18 protein-coding genes are annotated in these 20,819 nt (G+C 68.4%); 15 read left to right on the top strand and 3 right to left on the bottom strand.

The window, feature by feature from the left end; translation table 11 throughout:
* The first annotated feature begins 83 nt into the window (after positions 1 to 83).
* The 13 genes from pheS to ACNJ7E_RS07170 all read left to right on the top strand — a co-directional run bounded on the left by pheS (position 84) and on the right by ACNJ7E_RS07170 (position 16,191).
* Positions 84 to 1,169: a phenylalanine--tRNA ligase subunit alpha gene (pheS, locus tag ACNJ7E_RS07230; RefSeq protein WP_418339478.1), complete on the top strand. Its 1,086-nt coding sequence runs from the start codon at positions 84 to 86 to the stop codon at positions 1,167 to 1,169.
* A gap of 67 nt (positions 1,170 to 1,236) precedes the next feature.
* A complete protein-coding gene (pheT, locus tag ACNJ7E_RS07225; RefSeq protein ID WP_418339477.1) occupies positions 1,237 to 3,723 on the top strand; it encodes a phenylalanine--tRNA ligase subunit beta in 2,487 nt (828 codons plus the stop codon).
* A gap of 44 nt (positions 3,724 to 3,767) precedes the next feature.
* Positions 3,768 to 4,166, top strand: coding sequence for a hypothetical protein (locus tag ACNJ7E_RS07220; protein ID WP_280782479.1), 399 nt, complete (start codon positions 3,768 to 3,770; stop codon positions 4,164 to 4,166).
* 68 nt (positions 4,167 to 4,234) lie between these two features.
* Complete coding sequence (gene argC, locus ACNJ7E_RS07215; protein ID WP_280782478.1) at positions 4,235 to 5,290, top strand: N-acetyl-gamma-glutamyl-phosphate reductase; 1,056 nt, start codon at positions 4,235 to 4,237, stop codon at positions 5,288 to 5,290.
* Positions 5,287 to 6,531, top strand: a complete 1,245-nt coding sequence (gene argJ, locus ACNJ7E_RS07210) for a bifunctional glutamate N-acetyltransferase/amino-acid acetyltransferase ArgJ (RefSeq protein ID WP_280782477.1) — start codon at positions 5,287 to 5,289, stop codon at positions 6,529 to 6,531. Before argC ends, argJ begins: the two co-directional genes overlap by 4 nt.
* Positions 6,528 to 7,454, top strand: coding sequence for an acetylglutamate kinase (gene argB, locus ACNJ7E_RS07205; protein ID WP_005571081.1), 927 nt, complete (start codon positions 6,528 to 6,530; stop codon positions 7,452 to 7,454). Before argJ ends, argB begins: the two co-directional genes overlap by 4 nt.
* Positions 7,451 to 8,650 (top strand): acetylornithine transaminase, encoded by a 1,200-nt coding sequence (locus tag ACNJ7E_RS07200; RefSeq protein ID WP_280782476.1) that lies wholly within the window; start codon positions 7,451 to 7,453, stop codon positions 8,648 to 8,650. The genes argB and ACNJ7E_RS07200 overlap by 4 nt, the downstream gene beginning before the upstream one ends.
* Positions 8,647 to 9,594 carry an ornithine carbamoyltransferase gene (gene argF, locus ACNJ7E_RS07195; protein WP_280782475.1) on the top strand — a complete coding sequence of 316 codons (948 nt, stop codon included), beginning with the start codon at positions 8,647 to 8,649 and terminating at the stop codon, positions 9,592 to 9,594. Before ACNJ7E_RS07200 ends, argF begins: the two co-directional genes overlap by 4 nt.
* Positions 9,591 to 10,175 carry an arginine repressor gene (locus tag ACNJ7E_RS07190; RefSeq protein ID WP_418339476.1) on the top strand — a complete coding sequence of 195 codons (585 nt, stop codon included), beginning with the start codon at positions 9,591 to 9,593 and terminating at the stop codon, positions 10,173 to 10,175. Before argF ends, ACNJ7E_RS07190 begins: the two co-directional genes overlap by 4 nt.
* A gap of 47 nt (positions 10,176 to 10,222) precedes the next feature.
* Complete coding sequence (locus ACNJ7E_RS07185) at positions 10,223 to 11,422, top strand: argininosuccinate synthase (RefSeq protein WP_009473614.1); 1,200 nt, start codon at positions 10,223 to 10,225, stop codon at positions 11,420 to 11,422.
* A 2-nt stretch (positions 11,423 to 11,424) separates the two neighbouring features.
* Entirely contained in the window at positions 11,425 to 12,843 is a 1,419-nt protein-coding gene (argH, locus tag ACNJ7E_RS07180; RefSeq protein WP_418339475.1) for an argininosuccinate lyase, read from the top strand.
* A gap of 106 nt (positions 12,844 to 12,949) precedes the next feature.
* Entirely contained in the window at positions 12,950 to 15,940 is a 2,991-nt protein-coding gene (locus ACNJ7E_RS07175) for an acyl-CoA synthetase (RefSeq protein WP_280782472.1), read from the top strand.
* Positions 15,941 to 15,978: 38 nt separating this feature from the next.
* The gene (locus tag ACNJ7E_RS07170) at positions 15,979 to 16,191 is read left to right on the top strand and encodes a Trm112 family protein (protein WP_005247353.1); all 213 of its coding nucleotides are present in this window, start codon (positions 15,979 to 15,981) and stop codon (positions 16,189 to 16,191) included.
* Positions 16,192 to 16,216: 25 nt separating this feature from the next.
* On the opposite strand, the gene ACNJ7E_RS07165 is transcribed toward ACNJ7E_RS07170, so the two are convergent.
* The 3 genes from ACNJ7E_RS07165 to ACNJ7E_RS07155 are packed head-to-tail and all read right to left on the bottom strand — an operon-like array spanning position 16,217 to position 18,326.
* Complete coding sequence (locus tag ACNJ7E_RS07165) at positions 16,217 to 16,843, bottom strand: TetR/AcrR family transcriptional regulator (RefSeq protein WP_280782471.1); 627 nt, start codon at positions 16,841 to 16,843, stop codon at positions 16,217 to 16,219.
* Positions 16,840 to 17,595 (bottom strand): ABC transporter permease, encoded by a 756-nt coding sequence (locus ACNJ7E_RS07160; RefSeq protein ID WP_280782470.1) that lies wholly within the window; start codon positions 17,593 to 17,595, stop codon positions 16,840 to 16,842. The genes ACNJ7E_RS07165 and ACNJ7E_RS07160 overlap by 4 nt, the downstream gene beginning before the upstream one ends.
* A complete protein-coding gene (locus ACNJ7E_RS07155) occupies positions 17,595 to 18,326 on the bottom strand; it encodes an ABC transporter ATP-binding protein (RefSeq protein WP_280782469.1) in 732 nt (243 codons plus the stop codon). Before ACNJ7E_RS07155 ends, ACNJ7E_RS07160 begins: the two co-directional genes overlap by 1 nt.
* 39 nt (positions 18,327 to 18,365) lie before the next feature.
* Between ACNJ7E_RS07155 and ACNJ7E_RS07150 the strand changes: the two genes are divergently transcribed.
* Positions 18,366 to 19,037, top strand: coding sequence for a DNA-3-methyladenine glycosylase (locus ACNJ7E_RS07150; protein WP_280782468.1), 672 nt, complete (start codon positions 18,366 to 18,368; stop codon positions 19,035 to 19,037).
* 8 nt (positions 19,038 to 19,045) lie between these two features.
* Complete coding sequence (gene tyrS / locus ACNJ7E_RS07145) at positions 19,046 to 20,323, top strand: tyrosine--tRNA ligase (protein ID WP_280782467.1); 1,278 nt, start codon at positions 19,046 to 19,048, stop codon at positions 20,321 to 20,323.
* The last annotated feature ends 496 nt before the right edge of the window (positions 20,324 to 20,819 follow it).

The raw sequence follows: 20,819 nt of genomic DNA, 5'->3' as shown, positions 1-20,819 counted from the left end.
TCGGATCGCATAGGATTTGACGGCGAGCTGTTTCGGTTTCGTCGAGAGTGTTGACTGAAAGAACTTAAGGAGTGGCACCGGTCGTGGCTAAAAAAGAGGGCGCTGCCTCCACGGGCGTCGAAGGCGGCGCGGTCGATGCGAGTGCGCTCACCGAAGACGCTCTGACTGCGGCAGCGGAGAGCGCCGAGAAGGCGTTCGCGTCGGTGGCGGATCTCGACGACCTGGCGAAGGCCAAGGTCGAGCACATGGGCGACAAGTCGCCGATCGCCCTCGCCCGACGCGGACTCGGAGCCCTCCCTGGCAAGGAGAAGGCGGACGCGGGCAAGCGCGTGAACGTCGTCCGCACCCGGATCAGTGCGGCGTTCGACGAGCGCCGCGCCGTCCTGCTCGCCGAACGGGACGCGGCCGTGCTCGTGGCCGAGGCCATCGACGTGACCCTGCCGTCGCAGCGTCAGCCGGTGGGCGCCCGCCACCCGATCAGCATCATCTCCGAGCAGGTCGAGGACGTGTTCGTCGCGATGGGCTGGGAGGTCGCCGAGGGCCCGGAGGTGGAGACCGAGCACTTCAACTTCGATGCCCTCAACTTCCTGCCCGATCACCCCGCGCGGACGATGCAGGACACGTTCCACATCGCACCGGAGGGCTCGCGCCAGGTGCTCCGCACGCACACGTCGCCGGTACAGGTGCGCACCATGCTCTCGCGCGAGGTGCCGATCTACGTGGTGTGCCCCGGGCGGACGTTCCGCACCGACGAACTCGACGCAACCCACACCCCGGTCTTCTCTCAGGTGGAGGGTCTCGCCGTCGACAAGGGCCTCACCATGGCCCACCTGCGCGGCACGCTCGACGCGTTCGCCCGCGCACTGTTCGGTCCCGAGACCCGCACCCGGATGCGCCCGAACTACTTCCCGTTCACGGAACCGTCCGCCGAGGTGGACGTCTGGTTCCCGAACAAGAAGGGCGGCGCAGGCTGGGTCGAGTGGGGCGGCTGCGGAATGGTCAACCCGAATGTGCTGCGCGCCTCCGGCATCGACCCCGACGTGTACACCGGGTTCGCGTTCGGCATGGGGCTCGAGCGCACACTCCAGTTCCGGAACCGGATCCCGGACATGCGCGACATCGTCGAGGGCGACGTGCGGTTCACGCTGCCCTTCGGTGTCCAGGGCTGACTTCGCGTCACCCGAATCCCGCCCACCACAGTCACGACATCTTCACGAACGAGAGAGCTGAGCAGACGTGCGAGTAGCGCAATCCTGGCTGACCGAGATCCTCCAGCGTGCCACCCCGGACTGGGACGTCACCGCCGAGGAACTCGACGCAGGTTTCGTCCGGGTCGGGCTCGAGGTCGAGGAAGTCGACCGGCTCGAACCCGTCGACGGCCCCCTCGTGGTCGGCAAGGTTCTCGAGATCACCGAGCTCACCGAGTTCAAGAAGCCGATCCGCTTCTGCAAGGTGGATGTGGGGGCGGCCGAACCGCAGGGCATCGTGTGCGGCGCCCGGAACTTCGCCGTAGGCGACCTCGTGGTGGTCGCACTCCCCGGCGCAGTCCTTCCCGGTGGTTTCGCCATCGCGTCCCGCAAGACGTACGGGCAGGTTTCCGACGGGATGATCTGTTCGGTGGCCGAACTCGGCATCGGCAAGGACCATTCGGGCATCCTCGTCCTCGAGCCGGGCACCGCGCTCCCCGGCGCGGACGCCAACGAGTTGATGGGCCTGCACGACACGGTCATCGAACTCAACATCACCCCGGACCGCGGCTACTGCTTCTCCGTCCGCGGGCTCACCCGTGAACTGGCGTGCGGGTTCGACCTCGACTTCGCCGACCCGGCGTCGGTGGCGCCGTACCCGGCGGAGGGGGAGGCCTGGCCGATCCGCGTCGAGCCGGAGTCGAAGGCGACGCGTTTCGCCGCCCGCCGGGTGACGGGTATCGATCCGAAGGCGGTCAGCCCGTGGTGGCTGCAGCGCCGCCTGCTGCTGTCGGGGGTCCGCCCGATCTCGCCGGCCGTCGACGTCACCAATTACGTTCTGCTCGAACTGGGCCAGCCGCTGCACGCGTTCGATGCCGCGAAGATCAGCGGCGAACTCGTCGTGCGCCGCGCGGTGGCGGGGGAGAAGCTGACCACTCTCGACGAGACCGAGCGCGTCCTCGACCCCGAGGACGTCGTGATCTCGGACGATTCGGGCGTCGTGTCGCTGGCCGGGATCATGGGTGGCGCGTCCACCGAGGTCGGGTCGGAAACCACCGACATCCTGCTCGAGGCGGCCACGTGGGATCCGCTCGCGGTGTTCAAGACCGCGCGCAGGCACAAGCTGACGAGCGAGGCCAGCAAGCGTTTCGAGCGTGTGGTCGACCCCGAGATCCCCGTCGCGGCACTGGACCGGGCGGCCGCGCTGCTCGTCGACATCGCCGGCGGGCGGGTCGAGCCGGCGCTCACCGACATCGGTGAGGTCACCCCGCACGAGCCCATCCACATGGACATCGACCTCCCCGACCGCGTGGCGGGCGTCGACTACCCCAACGGCACCGCTGCGCGCCGGCTGACGCAGATCGGCTGCAACGTCGAGGTCGGGGTCAGCGACAGCGGACACGGTCAGCTCGTCGCCGGGCCGCCGTCGTGGCGACCCGACCTGGTGCAGCCTGCCGACCTGGTGGAGGAGGTGCTGCGCCTCGAGGGGCTCGAGAAGATTCCGTCGGTGCTGCCCGCAGCCCCCGCGGGTCGTGGGTTGACTCCTGCGCAGCGCCGCAAGCGCGCCGTCGGCCGTGCCCTGGCGTTCTCGGGATACGTCGAGATCCTTCCCCCCGTCTTCCTGCCCCCCGCGATCTTCGACACGTGGGGCCTGGACCCCGAGGATCCGCGCAGGAACACCAGCACGGTGCTGAACCCGCTCGAATCGGATCGGCCGGAACTGGCCACCACGCTCCTGCCCGGACTTCTCGAGGTTCTCGCGCGCAACGTCTCCCGCGGTCAGCGCGACCTGTCGCTGTTCGGCATCGCGCAGGTCGTGCTGCCCGGCGCCGACACCAAGCCGGTCGAGGCACTGCCGGTGGATCGCCGCCCGACCGACGAACAGATCACGGCACTGCTGCAGTCGTTGCCGGACCAGCCGGTGCACGTGGCGGCGGTGCTCACGGGGCAGCGTGAGCCGAGCGGCCCGTGGGGCGCGGGACGCGCAGCCGATGCCACCGACGCGTTCGCCGCCGCCCGGACGGTCGCTGCCGCGGCCGGTGTCGAACTGGAGTTCCGCGCGACGCAGTACCTGCCGTGGCACCCGGGCCGCGGCGCGGAACTGCTCGTGAACGGTGTCGTCGTCGGCCACGCGGGCGAGTTGCATCCCGCCGTGCTCGAGCGCGCCGGGCTTCCCCCGCGGACGAGTGCCGTGGAGATCGATCTGGACGCCCTGCCGCTGGTGGAGAACCTGCCCGCGCCGAAGGTCTCACCCTTCCCCGCGGTCCTTCAGGACGTGGCGGTCGTGGTCGACACGGCGGTACCCGCCGCCGAGGTCCAGGCGGCCCTGCGGTCGGGTGGAGGAGAGCTCCTCGAGGACATCCGGCTGTTCGACGTGTTCGAAGGTGCGCAGGTCGGGGAGGGCCGGAAGTCGCTGGCGTTCGCGCTGCGTTTCCGCGGCGTCGACCGCACCCTGACCGAGGATGAGGCGAGCGCCGCCCGCGACGCCGCGGTGGCCGCGGCGTCCGCTGCCGTGGGTGCCGAACTGCGCAGCTGACCCGTAGCCTGGGTGGAGGGCCCGAGGCGGTGAGGAGCAGTGCGATGACCGAAGTGCGCGACGTCGTGGCGGCGGCGAGTCAGTTGACCGACGCCGAGTTCCTCGAGGTGGTGCGCGCGGTGGCCGCGGGTCGTCCGGGTCTCGGGGCGCTCCTCGCGGCGGTGGACGTGGGCGCGGCGATTCCGGCCGAGGATCCGGTGACCGCGGAGGTCGTGCCCCACATCGCGCCCGCTGTGCCCGAGCCGGACTACACGCCGGGCGGGGTCCCGACGTTCGACCGCGTGCGTGAGCGGATCGAGGGACGGTTCGGGACGGCGATGGGCTCCTCCGAACTCGCGCACGACAGCCCGTCGGGGCAGTCGCTGGACGAGGCGTGGGAGAAGCGGGAGAAGGCGGGAAAGGCCAAGCTCGACGAGATTCGGCGGTCGCTCGGCAAGCAGTGACCACGCATTCCGTCCCGTCGAGAGACCGCGGTGTGTATTAGCTTGCATGATGATGCATAATCAATCGTATGACTGAGCACGCGGGAAAACCGATCAGGATTGCCGTCGCCGGCGCGAGCGGATACGCCGGTGGCGAAGTGCTGCGTCTGCTGCTGGGGCACCCGTCGTACGCGGACGGTTCGCTCGTCATCGGTGCGCTCACTGCCGGCGGCAACGCCGGATCGACTCTGGGCTCGCACCATCCGCACCTGCTTCCCCTCGCCGACCGAGTGCTCGAGGACACCACCGTCGAGACGCTCGCCGGGCACGACGTGGTGTTTCTCGGTCTGCCGCACGGCAATTCGGCGCAGTACGCGAAGGCGCTGCCCGAGTCCACGGTCATCATCGACTGCGGCGCCGACTTCCGGCTGACGAACGCCGAGGACTGGGAGCGGTACTACAAGAGCCCGCACGCAGGTAGCTGGCCATACGGACTCCCGGAACTGCCGGGTGCCCGCGAGAAACTCGTCGGCGCCACACGCATCGCCGTCCCCGGGTGCTTCCCGACGGTGTCGAGCCTGGCGATGGCCCCGGCGGTCGCGGCGGGTGTCGTCGAACCACGGGTCACGATCGTCGCCGTCACCGGTGCCTCCGGCGCGGGCCGCGCACCCAAGGCCGACCTGCTCGGCTCCGAGGTGATGGGTTCGGTCCGTGCCTACGGTGTCGGCGGCGTGCACCGCCACACCCCGGAGATCATCCAGAACCTCTCCGAACTCGCCGGTCAGCGCGTCACCGTGTCGTTCACCCCCGTGCTGGCGCCGATGCCGCGCGGCATCCTCGCCACCTGCACCGCGGCCACCACGGCGTCCGAGGACGAGGTGCGCGCGATCTACGAAAAGGCGTACGCGGACGAGCCGTTCGTGCACGTCCTGCCCCAGGGTGTGCTGCCGCAGACCGGTGCCGTCGTCGGATCGAACGCGGTCCAGATCGCGGTGACGGTCGACGCCGACGCCGGTCAAATCGTCGTGGTCGCGGTGATCGACAACCTTGCGAAGGGCACCGCCGGCGGAGCGGTGCAATCGATGAATCTTGCGCTTGGACTACCCGAGACCGCCGGTCTCTCGACAGTGGGAGTTGCCCCGTGAGCAGTGACAGCACGATCGATCCGCACCCGACCCGGGAGGTCGCCGGCGGCACCCTGGTCCGAACCCAGGGAGTGTCGGGGCCCGCGGGCTTCCGCGCGGCCGGGATCAAGGCGGGTATCAAGGCGAGCGGCAACGCCGACCTGGCTCTCGTCGTCAACGAGGGACCCGAGCTCGCGGCGGCCGGCGTCTTCACCGCGAACAAGGTGAAGGCCGCCCCCGTGCTGTGGTCGCAGCAGGTGCTCACCACGGGCAGGCTGCGCGCCGTCGTGCTCAATTCCGGTGGGGCCAACGCGTGCACGGGTGCGGGCGGGTTCCAGGATGCGCACAAGACGGCCGAGGAAGTGGCATCCGCGCTGAGCAACTGGGGAACCGAGACCGGAGCCGTCGAGGTCGCGGTGTGTTCCACCGGTCTGATCGGCGACCGCCTGCCGATGGAGAAGGTCCTGGCCGGGGTCACGGAGGCGGTGCACGAACTCGCCGGGGGAATCTCGGGTGGCACCGACGCCGCGTACGCGATCATGACCACCGACACGGTGCCGAAGCAGGCCGCCCTGCACCATGCGGACAAGTGGAACGTGGGCGGAATGGCGAAGGGCGCAGGCATGCTGGCCCCCGCGCTGGCGACGATGCTGTGCGTCGTGACGACCGACGCCGTCGCGACCGCGGCGCAACTCGACGCTGCGCTGCGGGCGGCCACCCGGGTGACGTTCGATCGGCTGGACGTCGACGGTGCCACGTCGACCAACGACACGGTGCTGCTGCTGGCGTCCGGTGCGAGCAACGTGACACCGACCCAGGACGAACTGAATGCGGCCGTGACGGCCGTCTGCGACGATCTGGCCGATCAGATGATGGCCGACGCGGAGGGCGTCACCAAGCGGGTGCGGATCACGGTCCGCGGCGCGGTCAGCGAGGACGACGCCCTGATCGGCGCCCGGACGGTGGCGCGGGACAGTCTCGTCAAGACGGCGCTGTTCGGATCCGACCCCAACTGGGGCCGGGTACTCGCCGCCATCGGCATCGCGCCGATCGAACTGGACCCCGACACGATCTCGGTGTCGTTCAACGGCGCCCCCGTCTGCATCGACGGCGTCGGCGCACCGGGTGCGCGGGATGTGGACCTGAGCGACATCGACATCTCCCTAGACATCGACCTCGGTCTGGGCGAGCACGCCGTGACCATCCGGACCACCGACCTGTCGCACGCGTATGTCGAAGAGAACTCGGCGTATTCGTCATGACAGCGACCAGCGAGGCACTCAGCGGCATCACCGATCACCAGAAGGCGCACGTCCTGGCGGAGGCTCTGCCGTGGCTGCAGCAGTTCCGTGACAAGGTCGTCGTCGTGAAGTACGGCGGCAACGCCATGGTCGACGACGCGCTGAAGACGGCGTTCGCGGCCGACATGGCGTTCCTGCGGACGGTCGGAATTCAGCCGGTCGTCGTGCACGGCGGCGGCCCCCAGATCAATGCCATGCTCGGAAAGCTCGGCATGACAGGCGAATTCAAGGGCGGCTTCCGCGTCACCACTCCCGAGGTCATGGACGTCGTCCGGATGGTGCTGTTCGGTCAGGTCGGCCGCGAACTGGTCGGACTGATCAACGCGCACGGACCGTACGCCGTCGGCATCTCCGGTGAGGACGCGCACCTGTTCACCGCCACCAAGCGCACCGTGATGGTCGAGGGCACGCCGACCGACATCGGTCTCGTCGGCGACGTCACGACGGTGAACCCGGAGGCCGTCCTGGATCTGATCCGTGCGGGCCGAATTCCCGTGGTGTCCACCATCGCCCCCGACTCGGACGGTGTGGTGCACAACATCAACGCCGACACCGCCGCCGCCGCGCTCGCCGAGGCCATCGGCGCCGAGAAGCTGGTGGTCCTCACGGATGTCGAAGGGCTGTACACGAACTGGCCGGACCGCGATTCGCTGGCCACCGAGATCGACGTGGACGCGCTCGCGCAACTGCTGCCCAGCCTCGACGCCGGCATGGTGCCCAAGATGGAGGCCTGCCTGCGCGCCGTCCGCGGCGGCGTGCCCACCGCGCACGTCATCGACGGCCGCGTCGCCCATTCCGTTCTGCTCGAACTGTTCACCGGCGAGGGCATCGGCACGATGGTCACGCCCGGCCCGACTTCACCTACCGAGGGAGTTGCCTCATGACCGGAACCCCGGAACTCCAGCAGCGCTGGTCCGGCGCTCTGATGAACACGTACGGCGTCCCCCGGGTGGCACTGACGCGTGGTCAGGGAGCGGTGCTGACCGACGCCGACGGCAAGGAGTACGTCGACTTCCTCGCCGGCATCGCCGTCAACATCCTCGGGCACGCGCACCCGGCGATCATCGAGGCCGTCACGACGCAGTTGTCGACCCTCGGGCACGTGTCGAACCTGTACGCCAGCGAGCCGGCGATCGAACTGGCCGAGAAGCTGCTGTCCCACCTGGGCGCCCCCGGACGTGTCTTCCTGTGCAATTCCGGCACCGAGGCCAACGAGGCGGCGTTCAAGCTCGCGCGGGCCACGGGCCGATCGAAGATCATCGCCGCGGAGAACTCCTTTCACGGCCGGACGATGGGTGCTCTCGCGCTCACCGGCCAGGCCGCCAAGCGCGCGCCGTTCGAGCCGATGCCCCCGGGTGTCGAGCACGTGCCGTACGGCGATCTCGACGCACTCGATCGCGCCGTCGACGCCGACACCGCTGCCGTGTTCCTGGAGCCGATGATGGGTGAGGGCGGTGTCGTCGTTCCGCCGGAGGGATACCTCGCGGGCGCACGGCGGATTACCGCCGATCGCGGCGCCCTGCTCGTGCTCGACGAAGTGCAGACCGGGATCGGGCGCACGGGCTGGTTCTACGCACACCAGGCGGTCGGGATCGTGCCCGACGTCATGACCCTCGCGAAGGGTCTCGGTGGCGGGATGCCGATCGGCGCGTGCATCGCGACCGGCGCGGCCGCGGACCTGTTCGGGCCGGGCAAGCACGGCACGACGTTCGGCGGGAACCCCGTCTGCGCGTCGGCGGCCCTCGCCGTGCTGCGGACGATCGCCGAGGACGACCTCATCTCCCGCGCCGACACGCTCGGCAAGTCGCTGTCGGCCGGCATCGAAGGTCTCGGACATCCGCTGATCGACCACGTCCGCGGCGCCGGGCTGCTGCTCGGCATCGTCCTGACCCAGGACGTGGCCCCCGCCGTGGAGAACTCCGCGCGCGAGGCCGGATACCTGATCAACGCCGCGCAACCGGGCGTCGTCCGGCTTGCTCCGCCCCTGGTCCTCACGGACGATCAAGCCGAAGGATTCGTCGCGGCGCTGCCCGCGATTCTCGACAACGCGCAATCGGCCGCTCAGCCGGGAAAGCAGTGACGACCGTGGTGAAACACTTTCTCCGGGACGACGACCTCACCCCTGCGCAGCAGGCCGAGGTCCTCGAGCTCGCCGCCAGGCTGAAGAAGGCCCCGTTCGCCGAGCGTCCGCTCGAAGGCCCCCGTGGGGTCGGCGTGATCTTCGAGAAGAATTCGACGCGCACCCGGTTCTCGTTCGAGATGGGCATCGCGCAGCTCGGCGGTCACGCGATCGTCGTCGACGGTCGCAGCACCCAACTCGGCCGCGAGGAGACGCTGCAGGACACGGGCCGTGTCCTGTCGCGGTACGTCGACGCCGTGGTGTGGCGCACGTTCGGGCAGAAGCGGCTCGAGGCGATGGCGTCCGGCGCCGACGTCCCGATCGTCAACGCGCTGTCCGACGAGTTCCACCCGTGCCAGGTCCTGGCCGATCTGCAGACGCTCGTGGAGCGGAAGGGTTCGCTGAAGGGGCTGAAGCTCACCTACCTCGGCGACGGCGCCAACAACATGGCGCACTCGCTGATGCTGGGCGGTGTGACCGCCGGCGTCAACGTGACCATCGCCAGCCCCGAGGGATTCGCGCCCCTGCCGTGGGTGGTCGAGGCAGCCCGCGCGCGGGCGGCCGAGACCGGCGCGACCATCACCCTCACCGGTGACCCACAGACGGCGGTCGTCGGCGCGGACGCACTCGTCACCGACACCTGGACGTCGATGGGCCAGGAGAACGACGGGCTCGACCGCGTCGGCCCGTTCCGCCCGTTCCAGATCAACGAGGCGCTGCTCGCAAAGGCCGACGCCGACGCGGTGGTCCTGCACTGCCTGCCCGCCCACCGCGGGGAGGAGATCACCGACGACGTCCTCGACGGACCGCAGAGCGTCGTCTGGGACGAGGCGGAGAACCGGCTGCACGCACAGAAGGCACTGCTCGTGTGGCTGCTCGCACAGCGAACCGGGGACCGTCCGTGAGTGCGGCACCTCCGCAGAGTGCAGGTGCGGCTCAGCCGCAGCGTGCAAGTGCGGCACCGCCGCAGCGTGCAAGTGCGGCACCGCCGCAGCGCCCCGCGAACGCGGCGACGGCACCCACACGGGCGGGACGGCAGGCACGCATCGTCGCGATCCTGTCGAACAACCCGGTCCGCAGCCAGACCGAACTCGCGGCGCTGCTCGCCGCCGAGGGCATCGACGCCACCCAGGCCACGCTGTCGCGGGATCTCGAGGAACTGGGTGCCGTGAAGCTTCGCGCCGCAGATGGCGGCGCCGGGGTCTACGTGGTGCCCGAGGACGGAAATCCCGTCCGCGGCGTCTCCGGCGGAACCGACCGGCTGTCGCGGTTGCTGGGGGAGTTACTGGTGTCGACCGATGCCAGTGGCAACATGGCGGTGCTGCGAACTCCCCCGGGGGCAGCGCACTATCTGGCGAGTGCACTCGATCGGGCATCATTACCTGACGTCGTGGGAACCATCGCGGGGGATGACACCATTCTCGTGGTGGCACGGGAGCCGCTGAGCGGGGCGGAACTCGCGGCCAAGATCGAATCCCTCGCCTGACAACTGAATCATCTCTACAGATCTTCAACCTAAGGAGCACAAGGACCATGGCCGATCGCGTCGTACTCGCCTACTCGGGCGGGCTGGACACCTCAGTCGCCATCAGCTGGATCGGCAAGGAGACGGGCAAGGAAGTTGTTGCTGTCGCCATCGATCTCGGCCAGGGCGGCGAGGACATGGAGGTCGTGCGTCAGCGTGCACTCGACTGCGGTGCGGTCGAGTCGGTCGTGGTGGACGCGCGCGACGAGTTCGCCGACGAATACTGCCTGCCGACCATCCAGGCCAACGCCCTCTACATGGACCGCTACCCGCTCGTGTCGGCCATCAGCCGCCCGCTGATCGTCAAGCACCTCGTCGAGGCCGCGCGTGCCCACGGCGGCACCACGGTCGCGCACGGCTGCACCGGCAAGGGCAACGACCAGGTCCGGTTCGAGGTCGGCTTCGGATCGCTCGCCCCCGACCTCGACGTGATCGCACCGGTCCGCGACTACGCGTGGACCCGGGAGAAGGCGATCGCGTTCGCCGAGGAGAACGAGATCCCGATCAACGTCTCCAAGAAGTCGCCGTTCTCGATCGACCAGAACGTGTGGGGCCGCGCCGTCGAGACCGGGTTCCTCGAGGACCTGTGGAACGCGCCGACCAAGGACGTCTACGACTACACGCAGGACCCGACCGTCAACTGGCAGGCACCCGACGAGCTGATCATCAGCTTCGAGGCCGGCCGGCCCGTCGCGATCGACGGCAAGCCGGTCAGCGTCCTCGAAGCGATCCAGGAGCTCAACCGCCGCGCCGGCGCTCAGGGTGTCGGCCGCCTCGACGTCGTCGAGGACCGTCTCGTCGGCATCAAGAGCCGTGAGATCTACGAGGCTCCCGGAGCGATGGTCCTCATCAACGCCCACCAGGAACTCGAGCACGTCACGCAGGAACGCGAACTCGGCCGCTACAAGCGTCAGACCGAGCAGCGCTGGAGCGAGCTGGTGTACGACGGCCTCTGGTTCTCCCCGCTGAAGGTCGCGCTGGACACGTTCATCGAGAAGACGCAGGAACGCGTCTCCGGCGACATCCGGCTTGTGCTGCACGGCGGTGCGATCATCGTCAACGGCCGCCGCAGCAACGAGTCGCTGTACGACTTCAACCTGGCGACCTACGACGAGGGCGACACGTTCGACCAGTCCTACGCCAAGGGATTCGTGCAGATCCACGGACTGTCCTCGAAGGTCGCGGCGAAGCGCGATCTGGGCCTCTAGGTATGAGTGCTCACGGCACCAACGAAGGAGCCCTCTGGGGCGGCCGGTTCGAGTCCGGACCGGCCGCCGCCATGGCGGCGCTGAGCAAGTCCACCCACTTCGACTGGGTGCTGGCCCCGTACGACGTGCGCGCGTCCCAGGCGCATGCCCGGGTGCTGCACAAGGCCGGCCTGCTCGGTGACGAGGACCTGGCGGCGATGCTCGACGGTCTCGGCAGGCTCGCGGCGGACGTCGCGAGCGGCGAGTTCGTCCCGAGCGAATCCGACGAGGACGTGCACGGGGCGCTCGAGCGCGGGCTGATCGATCGGGTCGGTCCGGAGGTCGGGGGACGCCTGCGCGCCGGGCGTTCGCGCAACGATCAGGTGGCGACGCTGTTCCGGATGTGGCTGCGGGACGCCGTCCGCCGGGTGGCGGCGGGTGCTCTCGACGTCGTCGATGCCCTCGCGACGCAGGCAGCCGCGCACCCCTCCGCGGTGATGCCGGGCAAGACCCACCTGCAGGCCGCGCAGCCGGTGCTGCTCGCGCACCACCTGCTGGCGCACACGCATCCGTTGCTTCGTGACGTTCAGCGGCTGCGGGACTTCGACGTGCGGGCGGCCGTGTCGCCGTACGGTTCCGGAGCGTTGGCCGGCTCGTCACTCGGACTCGATCCCGAGGCGATCGCCGCGGAACTCGCCTTCGATTCGTCGGCCGAGAACTCGATCGACGCCACGTCGTCGCGGGACTTCGCGGCCGAGGCGGCGTTCGTGCTCGCGATGATCGGCGTCGACCTGTCGCGGATGGCCGAGGAGGTGATCCTGTGGAGCACTCCGGAATTCGGCTACATCACGCTCGCCGACGCCTGGTCGACCGGCTCGTCGATCATGCCGCAGAAGAAGAACCCGGACGTGTCCGAGCTCACCCGCGGCAAGTCCGGGCGGCTGATCGGTAACCTGACGGGTCTGCTGGCCACCCTGAAGGCGCAGCCGCTCGCGTACAACCGGGATCTGCAGGAGGACAAGGAGCCGGTCTTCGATTCGGTGGCGCAGCTCGAGTTGCTGCTCCCGGCGATCACCGGACTGGTCTCCACTCTCGAATTCCACACGGACCGAATGGCGGAACTGGCACCGGCGGGATTCACGCTGGCCACCGACATCGCCGAGTGGCTCGTTCGTCAGGGCGTCCCGTTCCGGGTCGCGCACGAGGCGGCGGGGGCGTGCGTCCGCGTTGCCGAGGCGCGGGGCGTCGGACTCGAGGATCTCACCGACGACGAACTCGCCGGGGTCGATCCGGCGCTCACTCCGGACGTGCGGGAGGTGCTCACCGTCGAGGGCTCGATCGCCTCGCGTAACGCCCGCGGCGGTACGGCCGGTATCCGTGTGGCCGAACAGTTGGGCGGGGTCCGTCAGCTGTCCGAGTCGCTGCGTGAGTGGTGTCGATGACGCCCGTGTCGGACGCCCCGGATTAGGGGCTGTGTGAATCGTCGAGCGCAGTAGGGTGAGGGCGGGCGGCAGTGAGACGTGCGTCACGGTTCGAGAGTCTGGGAGAGTGTTCGTGGGACTGAATACCGAAACGGTGATGGGCCCGATCCGTCGCGTGGTGGCGACGGCGCAGAACGGGTTGGAGGTAGTTCGCCTCGGCGGACTCGAGACGGACCTCACCACGTCGCCGTTCGAGGTGGTCGAACGCGCACCGATGTATCGGCTCCGCAGGTATTTCCCCGACACCGACCCTGCCGACGCCGGGCCCCCCATCGTCCTGGTCCCGCCGATGATGATGTCGGCCGACGTCTACGACGTGACCCGGGATCAAGGCGCAGTCGGCATCCTGCACTCGATGGGGATCGACCCGTGGGTGGTCGACTTCGGATCGCCGGATTCCGAAGAGGGCGGGTGGGATCGGAATCTCGCCGACCACATCGTCGCGATCAGCGAGATCATCGACCAGGTGCGGGCGCACACCGGTCACGACGTCTACCTGTCCGGATACTCGCAGGGCGGCATGTTCGCCTACCAGGCCGCCGCCTATCGCCGCAGTCGCAACATCGCCGGCCTCGTGACGTTCGGCAGTCCGGTCGACACGCTCGCCGGGCTGCCGTTCGGCATCCCGGCGGGGTTCGCCACCGACGCTGCCGGCTTCCTCGCGGACCACGTCTTCAACCGGCTCGCGGTGTCGGGGTGGATGGCGCGCACCGGTTTTCAGCTTCTCGATCCCGTCAAGACACTGAAGTCGAGGCTCGACTTCCTGCGTCAGTTGCACGACCGGGAAGCGTTGTTGCCGCGGGAGCAGCAGCGGCGCTTCCTCGCGACGGAGGGCTGGGTGGCGTGGTCCGGTCCTGCTGTTGCGGATTTGCTCAAGCAGTTCATCGTGCACAACCGCATGATGACCGGCGGGTTCGTGATCAAGGACCAGGTCGTGTCGCTCGCGGAGTTGACCTGCCCCATCCTCGCGTTCGTCGGGGAAGTCGATGACATCGGTCAGCCGTTGGCCGTCCGCGGTATCCGCCGGGCCGCCCCACGGGCGAATGTGTACGAATCAACTTTGCGGGCAGGACATTTCGGCCTCGTCGTCGGTTCGGCTGCAGCGACCCACACGTGGCCCACGACCGGGAAATGGGTGCTGTGGAACGAGGGTCTCGGCCCACGGCCCACCAATATCGAGCTCATGCGCTACGACGAACATTTCGGCAGCGAATCCGGAGTCTCCATCAGCGACCGCATCATTCACACCGTGGCGTCGGTCGCCGAGGTCGGCGTCGGTGTCGGCAAGGGGATCAGTGATTTCGCTTCGGGGGCGCTGCGGGGAACGGTGGAGCTGTCCGGCGAGGCCACGCGGGCGCTGCCGCGGCTGGCCCGGCTCGGTCAGATCCAGCCCCACACCCAGATCTCGCTCAGCCGGTTGCTGGCCGAACAGGGGCGGAAGGCGCCGGGCGGCGAGTGCTTCCTCTTCGACAATCGCGTCCACACCTACGCGGCGGTCAATCAGCGGATCGACAACGTGGTGCGCGGCCTGATCCAGGCCGGTGTCCGTCCCGCCGCTCACGTCGGCGTCGTGATGCAGACGCGCCCGAGTGCGCTCGCCGCCATCGCGGCGCTGTCCCGTCTCGGTGCCGTGGCTGTCCTCCTGCCCCCGGGCCGGGAGGTCCACACCGCGATCCGCATCGACGGTGTCGAACGCATCGTCACCGACCCGGAGAATCTCGACGCGGCGATCGCGACCGGGATGCAAGTCCTGGTTCTGGGCGGTGGCGACCAGCGCGACCTCGACGTCGATCCCTCGGCGAACGTCGTGGACCTCGAGAAGATCGACCCCGCCGCAGTGACACTGCCGGGCTGGTACCGGCCCGATCCCGGTCTGGCTCGTGAACTGGCATTCATCATCTGCAGTGAGTCCAACGGCCATTGGGAGACGAAACAGATCACCAATTACCGGTGGGCGCTGTCGGCGTTCGGAACGGCCTCAGCCGCCGATCTGGACCGTGGCGACACCGTATATTGCCTTGCACCCCTGCATCATTCGTCGAGTCTGCTGGCCGCGATCGGTGGTGCCGTGGCAGGTGGCTCCCGGATCGCGCTCTCACGCGGAGTCGATCCCGAGCGGTTCGCCGAGGAAGTCCACCGCTACGGGGTGACCGTGGTGAGCTACACGTGGACGATGATGCGAGAAATCCTCGACGCCGAGAACCTCGCGCTCGACGGCAGTCACCCCGTCCGGCTCTTCATCGGATCCGGAATGCCGCAGGGGTTGTGGCGTCGCACGACGGAGCGGTTCGCACCGGCGAAAGTCCTCGAGTTCTACGCGTCCACCGAGGGCGACGTGGTTCTCGCGAACGTCGCAGGCGCGAAGGTCGGGGCAAAGGGACGCCCCCTCCCGGGGAGCGCGGAGGTCCGGCTCGCGGCCTACGACCCGATCGCCGGCCGACTGCTGGAGGACGAGCAGGGGTTCATCCGGGAATGCCAGGACGACGAGGTCGGTCTGCTCCTCGGCAGGGCGGGCGTGCACGCCGAGATGTCCGGCGGCGCGATGCGGGGGATCTTTGCCGCGGGCGACGCCTGGATTCCGACGGAGAACCTCTTCCGTCGCGACGCCGACGGGGACTACTGGCTGGTCGACCACCGGAAGACCGTCATCGCGACTCCGAGGGGAGCCGTGTTCACCCAGCCGATCGTCGATGCGCTCGTGTCCGTCGATCGCGTCGACCTCGCTGTTGCCTACGGGGTGGAGGTCGGAGGCCGGACACTGGCCGTGGCCGCGTTCACCCTCCGCGAAGGGCGGGCGCCGAGGCTGGCGGAAATCTCCGACGCCTTCGAGGTGCTTCCTCCCGCGCTGCGACCCGACATCATCCAGGTGGTGGAGGACATCCCGCTGGGGTCCTCGTACCGTCCGAACGCCGAGGCGCTGAGCGCGGCCGGACTGCCCAAGCCGGGAACCCGTGTGTGGTACGTCGATCCGGAATCGCAGCAGTACAAGCGACTGACCAAGGCAGTGGCCGCGGAGTTTCAGAACGGCTCGGCCGGGGTGCCTGCCGGTGCGCGGTAACCTGACACTGCTCACCCGAACGGTTGGAGAGGACTTCCGTGGTTATTGATCCGACGTTGCTCGGCATTCTCGCGTGCCCACAGGACAAGGGTCCTCTGCTGTTGGTCGGCGACGAGTTGCTCTACAACCCTCGCCTGCGACGGGCGTATCCCATCGAGAACGGGATTCCCGTCCTCCTCATCGACGAGGCCCGGGACGTCGGCGCGGACGAGCACGAGACGTTGCTCGCCCGGGCTGCCGGCGAGGCCTGATCACACCTGACTCGGGTGAGCCCGATCACACCGGCAGAGCGCCGGTGAGGTAGCGCTGCAACGTCGGTCCGACGATCGCGACGAGGTCGTCGACGGGCAGCGACGCGAGTGGCTCGAATTCGAGGATGTACCGCGTCACCAGAACCCCGGCCATCTGGGATGCCACCAGCTGCATGCGCAGCATCCCGGTTCCCGGCGGCTCGTCGACGCGCGGTCCGAGGTCTCGGAGCACGACCTCCAGCAGGAACGTGCGAATGAGATTCGGTTCGTTTCCCGCCATCGCGGACCGGAACGCCGCGACCACGGCGGGCTTGTGGGGCGACTCCCAGATGGAGAAGACGGCCCGGGCGAGGTGACTGCCGACCTCGCCCGTCGGAAGGTCGAGCACCGGAGCGATCACCTGCGTCGGATCCACGGGAATGTCCACCGAGGCGAGGAACAGATCTCGTTTCGTTCCGAAGTAGTGGTGGATCAGGGCGGAGTCGACGCCGGCCCCGGTGGCCACGGAGCGCACGCTGGTTTTGTCGAAGCCGTTCTGTGCAAACAGTTTCCGTGCACTCGCCAGGATTCGTGACCGTGTGTCCGGGTTGCCCGGGCGTCGTCCAGTGCGCAGACCCGGGGTGGCGTCCGCGCGTGTCGCGGGGCCGGTCATGGTGTGCGACGCCTCAGGGTCGCGGCGCCCAGCGACAGTGCGAGGAGCGCGAAGGCGGCGACCACCGCCAGGTCGCGCCACATGAGCCCCGTCGCCCCGGGATGGGTGGCGACCTGTTGCAGCGCCTCGACCGCGTAGCTCAGCGGGAGGACGTTGCTGATCCACTCGAGCCACGTGGGGAGCTGATCTCGCGGAACGAGCAGACCGCACAGGAAGAGCTGGGGCACCACGACCACCGGCATGAACTGCACCGCCTGGAACTCGGTGCGCGCGAAGGCGCTGCACAACAGGCCGAGGGCGACGCCGAGTATCGCGTTCAGCACGGCGATCAGCAGCACCCACGTCACGCTGCCCTCGGTGGTGAGGCCGAGGAATCCGAACGAGACGACGCACGCCAGCGCCGCCTGCGCGGCAGCGGCCGTGGAGAACGCCGCCGCGTAGCCGCCGAGCAGGTCGAGTTTGCCCATCGGGGTCGTGAGCAGGCGTTCGAGTGTTCCCGACGTCCGTTCGCGCTGCATCGCGATCGACGTGACGAGGAACATCACGACGAACGGAAGGATGCCGAGCATCGTGATCGCGACGCGCTCGAACAGCGACTGCTGACCGGGCGGCGCCGGAACGTTCTGATACAGGAAGTACAGCAACACCATCAGCAGACTGGGTACCACCAGAATCATGGCGACAGTGCGGTGATCCGTTCGCAGTTGCGCGAGGATCCGTCCTGCAGTGGCCGCGAAGATCGTGACGTTCATCAGTTCTCGCTCCCGACATGTGATGCGCGAATGAGGTTCAGGAAGGCGTCTTCGAGGCTCGTCTCACCGGTCTGCTCCCGGAGTTCGCCGGGGGAGACCTGCGCGAGAACGTAGCCGTCGCGCATGAGGAGCAGCGAAGCGCAATGTTCGGCCTCGTCCATGACGTGGCTCGACACGAGCAGGGTGGTACCGGCGTCGGCGAGGGCTTCGAACCGTTCCCACAGTTCGACGCGCAGGAGTGGGTCCAGTCCGACGGTCGGCTCGTCGAGCACGAGGATCTCGGGGCGTGCCACCAGCGCGCAGGCGAGGCTGACCCGTCCCAGCTGTCCTCCCGACAGATCCGCGGCCTTCTGGGTTGCGAAGCGGGTCAACCCCACCGCGTCGACGGCTTCGGTGACCGCGTCCGAGGGCTGGCCGTAGAGCGCGGCGAAGTAGGCCACGTTCTTCTTGACCGAGAGGTCGGCGTACACGCTGGGGGACTGGGTGACGTATCCGACGCGGCTTCGTAACGAGACCGAGCCTGCGGGGGAGCCCAGCACCGTGACCGTCCCCGATTCCACGATCTGCGTGCCGACCACGCACCGCATCAGCGTGGTCTTTCCGCAGCCGGAGGGTCCGAGGAGGCCGGTGATGGATCCGCTCGGCACCTGGACGTCGATGCCGTGCAGCACTTCGTTCTTGCCTCTTCGCACGTGCAGATCTCGGATGTCGATCGCCGGGCTGCCGGTCATGGCGGGCCTCAATTCATCACTGGGTGAATTCATTGCTTGATGAATTATGCGACCGCCGGGGTGGCGACGTCAACGGTTGTGGAGAATCGGGACGTGACCATCGATCGACTTGACCGGGCCGAACCCGTCGACGCCGCGCGAATCGTCCTCGGATCCACGCTGATCGTCGGAGACGTCCGCATCCGCATCGTCGAAGTGGAGGCGTACGGCGGGGAGAAGGACGGCCCGTGGCCCGACCCGGCATCGCACTCGTACCGGGGAAGGACGCCGCGCAACGAGGTGATGTTCGGACCGGCCGGGCATCTGTACGTCTACCGCAGCTACGGAATGCACTTCTGTATGAACGTGTCGTATGGGCCCGTCGGAATCGCGGGCGGGGTGCTGCTCCGGGCGGGCGAAGTGCTCGACGGTTGCGCGACGGTCCAGGCGCGCAGGCCCCGCGTCACGCGACCCGCGGAGTGGGCGCGCGGTCCCGGCAACCTGGGGTCCGCGACCGGCGTGACCCTCGCGGAGAACGGTGCGGCACTCTTCGAGTCCGATTCACCGGTTCGACTGGAGGTCGGGGAGTCGGACGGCTGGGTGAGTGGCCCCCGGGTCGGTGTCAGCACGGCCGCCGACCGGCCGTGGCGCTTCTGGATTCCCGAGTCGCCGGCCGTGTCCGCGTACCGGAGAAGCCCGCGTGCGATGCCCGCCGACGAGCAGATGGGATGATCGGAGCCGTGACTGAGAACATCATCGATGAACTGACCTGGCGCGGGCTCATCGCCCAATCAACCGATCTGGACGCGCTGCGCCGTGATCTCGACGCCGGACCGGTCACGCTCTATGCCGGTTTCGATCCGACCGGACCGAGTTTGCACGCCGGTCATCTCGTGCCCCTGCTCGCGCTGAAGCGATTCCAGCGTGCGGGCAACCGCCCCATCGTGCTGGCCGGTGGAGCGACCGGTCTGATCGGCGATCCCCGCGACGTCGGTGAGCGGACGATGAACTCCGCCGACACCGTGGCCGAATGGGCCGATCGGATCCGGGGGCAGCTCGAACGTTTCGTCGACTTCGACGACTCGGCGAGCGGCGCGATTATCGAGAACAACATGAACTGGACCGGCAAGCTGTCGGCCATCGACTTCCTGCGCGACGTGGGCAAGCACTTCTCCGTCAACGTGATGCTCGCGAGAGACACCGTCAAGCGGCGCCTCGAATCCGACGGCATGTCCTACACCGAGTTCAGCTACATGCTGCTCCAGGCCAACGACTACCTGCACCTGCGGCGCAGTCACGGCTGCTCGCTGCAGGTCGGCGGCTCCGACCAGTGGGGCAACATCATCGCGGGCGTCGAACTGAACCGTCGCATCGACGCCGAGTCGGTGCACGGTCTGACCGTCCCGCTCGTCACGTCGGCGGACGGCAAGAAGTTCGGGAAGTCGACCGGCGGCGGAAGCCTGTGGCTCGACCCGGAGATGACGAGTCCCTACGCGTGGTACCAGTACTTCGTGAACACCGGCGACGCCGACGTGATCAAGTACCTGCGGTGGTTCACCTTCCTCACGGCCGAGGAGTTGGCGGAACTGGAGACGGCGACGGCCGAGCGGCCGCATGCACGCGAGGCACAGCGAAGGCTCGCCGCCGAGATGACGACGCTCGTGCACGGCGAAGCCAACACTCGCGCGGTGGAGCTCGCGAGCCAGGCACTGTTCGGTCGCGCGGAACTGCAGGACCTGGACGAGCCGACCCTCGGTGCCGCCCTCCGCGAGGCGTCCGTCGCGGAACTTGCGCCGGGGGAGCCCGCGGGCATCGTCGACCTTCTGGTTCTCAGCGGATTGTGCGAGAGCAAGGGTGCGGCCCGCCGCACCGTCAAGGAAGGCGGCGCGTCGGTGAACAACCAGAAGATCTCGAGTGAGGACTGGACCCCGGCACCGACCGATCTGCTGCACGGAACGTGGCTCGTGATTCGCCGGGGAAAGCGCAACTTCGCCGGCATCAAGGTGCTGTCGAACTAGCGTGCGGCGGGTCACACCGGCGTAATTCGGCGGACTCCGGTCCGGTGGCCCGCGCGCAGCGCGGGCCACCAGCGGATTTTACCTGCCGGATGCGTGTGACCTGGGGATTTGACGCTCCGTTTCCCGTCGCGTAACTTATTCCAGGTCAGAGCGACACGGACACCAACCCCGACCGAGAGGCCGGGGACACGAGGTTGGACGCAGGCGCCTGAACTTCCCGAGAATACCGAACTTGGTTCGATGTTTTCGAGATGTCCTGATCGCCCCGGTTTGCGCCGGGAAGCGGCAGGAGATAAGTTGGAACGGTTGCCCCGGAGCGGCTGGCGAGTGTGCCAGTGGTGATGGTGTGTGCGTGTTCTTTGAGAACTCAACAGTGTGTCGATGAATGTCAGTGCCAAATGTTTTGGTACTCCGCATCACGGATGATCAACTGGCCCTTCGGGTTTGGTTGTGAGTTGTGGTGTGGGTATTTGCTGGCTCTTCTCCTTCTTCCGTC

Origin of the sequence: Rhodococcus mengyinensis (assembly GCF_048381435.1) — a bacterium.
In the GTDB taxonomy this organism is placed as follows: Bacteria; Actinomycetota; Actinomycetes; order Mycobacteriales; family Mycobacteriaceae; genus Rhodococcus_F; species Rhodococcus_F opacus_D.
Note: the sequence above shows the minus strand (reverse complement) of the source record. Positions and strands in the feature narration are given on the sequence as shown.

Bases quoted from the DNA above. Each gene is read 5' to 3' on its own strand.
- ACNJ7E_RS07220 (WP_280782479.1), top strand. From the start codon at position 3,768: ATGACCGAAGTGCGCGACGTCGTGGCGGCGGCGAGTCAGTTGACCGAC.
- argC (WP_280782478.1), top strand. From the start codon at position 4,235: ATGACTGAGCACGCGGGAAAACCGATCAGGATTGCCGTCGCCGGCGCG.
- argB (WP_005571081.1), top strand. From the start codon at position 6,528: ATGACAGCGACCAGCGAGGCACTCAGCGGCATCACCGATCACCAGAAG.
- ACNJ7E_RS07200 (WP_280782476.1), top strand. From the start codon at position 7,451: ATGACCGGAACCCCGGAACTCCAGCAGCGCTGGTCCGGCGCTCTGATG.
- ACNJ7E_RS07185 (WP_009473614.1), top strand. From the start codon at position 10,223: ATGGCCGATCGCGTCGTACTCGCCTACTCGGGCGGGCTGGACACCTCA.
- argH (WP_418339475.1), top strand. From the start codon at position 11,425: ATGAGTGCTCACGGCACCAACGAAGGAGCCCTCTGGGGCGGCCGGTTC.
- ACNJ7E_RS07165 (WP_280782471.1), bottom strand. From the start codon at position 16,843: ATGACCGGCCCCGCGACACGCGCGGACGCCACCCCGGGTCTGCGCACT.
- ACNJ7E_RS07160 (WP_280782470.1), bottom strand. From the start codon at position 17,595: ATGAACGTCACGATCTTCGCGGCCACTGCAGGACGGATCCTCGCGCAA.
- ACNJ7E_RS07155 (WP_280782469.1), bottom strand. From the start codon at position 18,326: ATGACCGGCAGCCCGGCGATCGACATCCGAGATCTGCACGTGCGAAGA.
- ACNJ7E_RS07150 (WP_280782468.1), top strand. From the start codon at position 18,366: ATGAATTATGCGACCGCCGGGGTGGCGACGTCAACGGTTGTGGAGAAT.